The following is a 4,877-nucleotide window of genomic DNA, read 5'->3' as shown; positions in this document are numbered from 1 at the left end:
ATGCAATTCGATCTTGTTGTACTGGGAAGCATCAATCTTGATGTCAAAGCACTCATCACCACCTACCCCAAGCACGGGGATACCGCTACGGCAAAGAGCATCACCATGCTACCGGGAGGCAAGGGGTCGAATCAGGCGGTCGCCGCTGCAAAACTTGGTGGTAAGGTCGCCATGCTTGGTGCAGTGGGTGAGGACGGTGCCGGAAAACAGATGTTGGACAACCTCAAGGAATGGGATGTGGACACCAGATTCGTCATGCGTAATCCAGATGAGGGGACAGGGACTTTCGTCGTCCAGGTCGATCAGACCTCTGAAAATACCATGGTCGGAACCTTGGGAGCCAACGACACCATCAAGGGGACCGAGGTTACCCAGGCCCTGGTGGAGTTGAAGCTCCCGTCTTATTGCTTCAGCTGGAAACTAGCAGGGAATCGGTATTGGCTGCATTGCAGGCAGGGAAACAACAGGGAATGTACATCATTCTGGATCCCGCTCCTGCCGACGGTTTCTTCAAGGAATCGCTCGCTTATGCCGACTGCGTGACCCCCAACCAGCAGGAGACCGAACGTATCACCGGCATCCATGTCACCAACAAGGTCGAGGCCGTCGAAGCGGCCAAGGCCATTGCTGCAATGGGGCCTGATACCGTGATCGTCAAGCTGGGTGCTGAAGGGAGTGTGGTCCTGCACGAAAGTGAAATCTATGAGATTGATTCGGTCAAGGTGCATGCGCTGGATAGTGTCTGTGCCGGTGATGTATTCGCGGGTGCCTTGGCTGTTTCCTATGCTCAGCACGGTGATTTCCTGAAAGCGGTGAATTTCGCCAATAAAGCGGCTGCCATCAAGGTCAGTAGGATCGGCAACCACCAAGCCTTTCCAACCCTTGTCGATATGAATAGGTGATTGGATTTTGCCGTGTTGTTGCATGGCTGATACGCGCGAGTAAAGGAAAAGGGGGACAGGGCTGATATGCCCGTCCCCCTCTCTTATGTCCGTCGGGGTAGGGGGATTTGAACCCCCGGCCTCTTCGTCCCGAACGAAGCGCGCTACCAAGCTGCGCTATACCCCGTGACAAGTCTTTGATTTTACACGGTGGGGTGGTACAAGACCATTCGGCGTGGCGGTGGGCCCCTGTTGCAGGGGTCGTGTATCGGCTTTTGCGTACACTGGTAAGTTATGAGTGAGACTAGCGATACCACGGAGAATCTTCAAGGTCAGGAACCCGGTGACGAGGGCATGAACACCATCCAGCGGGCCCAGATGCTGCTGGACCAGGATGATGCCATTACGGCCCGGGTCGATGCAGGAGCCAGCCCCGAGGAGGCCATCGATCCCAGCAATAAGGAGTTCGGCCCCCTGGCGCATCCCGAACAGGTGCAGATTCGCGTGGCCAAGCGGGCCCAGATGCTCAAGGAGGGCATCGAGCCCTACCCGGTCCACCTGGATGTGACCGAGACCATCAATCAGGTGCGCGACCGGTATGAGGGCAAGCTTGAGCCCGGCCAGGAGACCGAGGACGTGGTTGGTATCGCCGGTCGTGTCCTCTTCCTGCGCAATGGTGGCGGCCTGTGCTTCGTCCAGCTCGCTTCGGGCGATGGCACTCGCATCCAGGGCATGGTCTCCAAGCGGGAGATCGGGGCGGACTCCCTCAAGCGGTTCAAGCAGCTGGTCGATCTGGGCGACCACCTTTACCTGCGCGGCAGGGTGGTGGCCTCCAAGACCGGTGAACTCTCCGTCTTCGCCACCGAATGGAACATCGCCGCCAAGGCCCTGCAGCCCCTGCCCGCCCTCCACAAGGACCTGACCGAGGAGCAGCGCACTCGCAAACCATACCTGGCCATGATCGCCGATGACAAGGTACGGTCCATGGTCCGCCACCGTTCGGCCGCCGTCTCCTCCCTGCGTCGCACCTTCGAGAGCCACGATTTCATGGAGGTCGAGACCCCCATGCTCCAGACCGTCCATGGTGGAGCGGCGGCGCGCCCCTTCACCACCCATATGAACGCCTTCGACATCGATCTCTTCCTGCGCATCGCCCCCGAGCTCTTCCTGAAGCGTTGCCTGGTGGGGGGCATCGAGCGGGTCTTCGAAATCAACCGCGACTTCCGCAACGAGGGTGTCGACGGGACCCATGCCCCGGAGTTCACCATGCTGGAGGCCTACCAGGCCTACGGCACCTATGACACCATCGGCGACCTGACCAAGGAGCTGATCCAGCACGCCGCCCAGGATGCCTTCGGGTCCCTGGAGGTCACCCTGCTGGACGGGCAGAAGTACGACTTCGGCGGGGAGTGGAAGCGGATCAGCATGTATGGCTCCCTGTCCGAGTCCCTGGGTGAGGAAATCACCCCGGAGACCAGCAAGGAGCACCTGCGGGCCATCGCCGACAAGCTCGGCCTGGAGGAGGAACCGGCAGAGAACCACGGCAAGCTGGTGGAGCACCTCTGGGAGCACTTCTGGCAGGACAAACTCTACGAGCCCACCTTCGTGCGGGACTTCCCGGTCGAGACCTCGCCCCTGGTCAAGGCCCACCGGACCAAGAAGGGCGTCGTGGAGAAGTGGGACCTCTACGTGCGCGGGTTCGAGCTGGCGACCGGGTACTCCGAGTTGAACGATCCGGTTGTCCAACGGCAGCGGTTCGTGGAACAGGCCAAGATGGCCAGTCAGGGCGACGTGGAGGCCATGGACATCGACGAGGACTTCCTGGAGGCCCTGGGCGTGGGCATGCCGCCTGCCGGAGGCATGGGCATGGGCATCGACCGTCTTCTGATCGCCCTGACCGGCGCCTCCATCCGTGAGACCATCACCTTCCCATTGGTCAAGCCCCTGGGCTGATTGAGCCGACCGTGGTGTCGGCGGTCCATCCTGGCCGGGTTGTGGTCAATGTCAAGGCATGAGGGAGTTGAGATGGATACGAAACTGTGGATCAATGGTATGCGGCCCAAAACCCTCCCTGCCTCGGTGGCTCCGGTCTGTGTGGGAACGGCCGCTGCCCTGGTGGTGCGGGCCCGTCTCCAGGACCAGTGCAACAGCGGCTGTTCGGCCACCCCGCCCGATCCCAACCTGGTCCAGGCCACCCCGGGCAGGATCATTGCGGTCTTCTTCCTTCTGGTACTCCTGGCCCTGTCCATGCAGATAGCAGCCAACTTCGCCAACGACTACTCCGACGGCATCCGCGGCACCGACGAGAAGCGTGGTGAGGCCGAGGCCGTCTCCGGCAAACCCCAGCGCCTGGTGGCCGCAGGTGTGGCCCCTCGAAAGGTCCTCCAGGCCACCATGGTCGCGGCTGGCCTTACCTGCATCATGGGCCTGGCCGTCATGGCCATCACCGGACACTGGTGGATGATCCTGGTGGGCATCTGCTGCCTGGCCGCCGGTTGGTTCTACGTCGGCGGCCAGCACCCTTACGGATATCACGGCCTGGGTGAACTCAGCGTTTTCATCTTCTTCGGCCTGGTGGCCACCCTGGGCACCGAGTACTTCCTCATCGGTTCGGTGGATCTGACCGGAGTTCTGGCCGCCTGCGTCTGCGGCTTGAATTCCGTTGGCCTGCTTATGCTCAACAACTACCGCGACATCGACTCGGACCGGAAGTCGGGCAAGCATACCTACGCCGTCCTGGTGGGAGACAAGGCCGCCCGCATCTCCATCTACCTGGTCTATGCAATCAGTGTTCTGATCTCCCTGGGACGGTTCGTTACGGTCTTCTGGACCTTCGGATCTGTCGCCATCCCGGCCGTCATCATCGTCATCCCCATCGCCGCCTTCCTCCTGCTTATATGTATAAGGTTCGCCCAGGGGAACCAGCCCAAGGCCTTTGTCCTGGCCGGCCAGGGAACCCTGGTATCGGCCCTTTGCTGGACGATCGGTCTTCTCTTGGAACTGGTCTAGCCCCAAGGTGCCACAGGGGTGGTGGTCGGCTTGGCCCCCTCCTGATGGCCTCTGCGGGATCGGCGTCCTCCCAGCCTCAGGGAGGGGGATGACCGTATCTGGTCGGGTAGGGTTCGGGGAGTCCCTCTCAGGTCTTAGACTGCTGTATATGACGTACAAACTAGTATTGCTCCGGCATGGCCAGAGCGCATGGAATAACACCAATCAGTTCACCGGCTGGGTGGACGTCCCGCTGACCGAGCAGGGCGAGGAGGAAGCCAAGAAGGGTGGCAAGCTCCTCAAGGACAAGGGCGTGCTGCCCGATATCGTCTTCACCTCCCTTCTGCGTCGTGCCATCAACACCGCCAACATCGCCCTTGATGAGGCCGACCGTCTCTGGATCCCCGTCAAGCGTGACTGGAGGCTGAACGAGCGCCATTATGGTGCCCTGCAAGGCAAGAACAAGAGCGAGATCCGCGAAGAGTACGGCGACGAGAAGTTCATGCTCTGGCGCCGTTCCTATGCCACCCCGCCGCCAGAGATCGACCCTGATGACCAGTACTCCCAGACCCATGATCCCCGTTATGCGGGCGATCCGGTACCCCGTGCCGAGGCCCTGGCCAACGTGGTCAAGCGCGTTACCCCGTACTGGGAGAGCGACATCATTCCCGAGCTCAAGACCGGCAAGACGGTATTGATCGCCGCCCACGGCAACTCCCTGCGTGCCATCGTCAAGATGCTTGACGACCTGACCGAGGAGGAGATCGCCAAGGTCAACATCCCGACGGCCATCCCCCTGCTCTACGAGCTGGACGAGAACTTCAAGCCCATCAAGCCCCGTGGCGAGTACCTGGACCCGGAGGCAGCCGCCGCCGGTGCCGCCGCCGTCGCCGCCCAGGGCCAGAAGTGAGCCCTGACCGGTGATTCGTACCGGTCGATGACTCATTGATGTTTGCAATCAAGGTGGTGCCGTCCCTCTGGTGAGGGGCGGCACCACCTTTTCATATG

General features: G+C 61.2%; 5 protein-coding genes and 1 tRNA gene. 5 read left to right on the top strand and 1 reads right to left on the bottom strand.

The window, feature by feature from the left end:
* A partial coding sequence (locus Q0K62_RS07775; protein ID WP_297317404.1) for a PfkB family carbohydrate kinase occupies window positions 1–543 on the top strand: 543 nt, incomplete at its 5' end.
* Complete coding sequence (locus Q0K62_RS07770) at window positions 438–902, top strand: PfkB family carbohydrate kinase (RefSeq protein WP_366515898.1); 465 nt, start codon at window positions 438–440, stop codon at window positions 900–902. The genes Q0K62_RS07775 and Q0K62_RS07770, both read left to right, overlap by 106 nt.
* A 92-nt stretch (window positions 903–994) precedes the next feature.
* Here Q0K62_RS07770 and Q0K62_RS07765 read toward each other — a convergent pair.
* A tRNA-Pro gene (locus tag Q0K62_RS07765) sits at window positions 995–1,068 on the bottom strand.
* Between the two features lie 107 nt (window positions 1,069–1,175).
* Here Q0K62_RS07765 and lysS point away from each other — a divergent pair.
* The 3 genes from lysS to Q0K62_RS07750 all read left to right on the top strand — a co-directional run bounded on the left by lysS (window position 1,176) and on the right by Q0K62_RS07750 (window position 4,779).
* Window positions 1,176–2,834: a lysine--tRNA ligase gene (gene lysS / locus Q0K62_RS07760; protein WP_297317403.1), complete on the top strand. Its 1,659-nt coding sequence runs from the start codon at window positions 1,176–1,178 to the stop codon at window positions 2,832–2,834.
* Between the two features lie 72 nt (window positions 2,835–2,906).
* Window positions 2,907–3,890 carry a 1,4-dihydroxy-2-naphthoate octaprenyltransferase gene (gene menA / locus Q0K62_RS07755; protein ID WP_297317402.1) on the top strand — a complete coding sequence of 328 codons (984 nt, stop codon included), beginning with the start codon at window positions 2,907–2,909 and terminating at the stop codon, window positions 3,888–3,890.
* Window positions 3,891–4,038: 148 nt separating this feature from the next.
* Entirely contained in the window at window positions 4,039–4,779 is a 741-nt protein-coding gene (locus Q0K62_RS07750; protein ID WP_297317401.1) for a phosphoglyceromutase, read from the top strand.
* Window positions 4,780–4,877 lie beyond the last annotated feature (98 nt).

This window comes from uncultured Bifidobacterium sp., assembly GCF_945269915.1.
Lineage (GTDB): Bacteria > Actinomycetota > Actinomycetes > Actinomycetales > Bifidobacteriaceae > Bombiscardovia > Bombiscardovia indica.
Note: the sequence above shows the minus strand (reverse complement) of the source record. Positions and strands in the feature narration are given on the sequence as shown.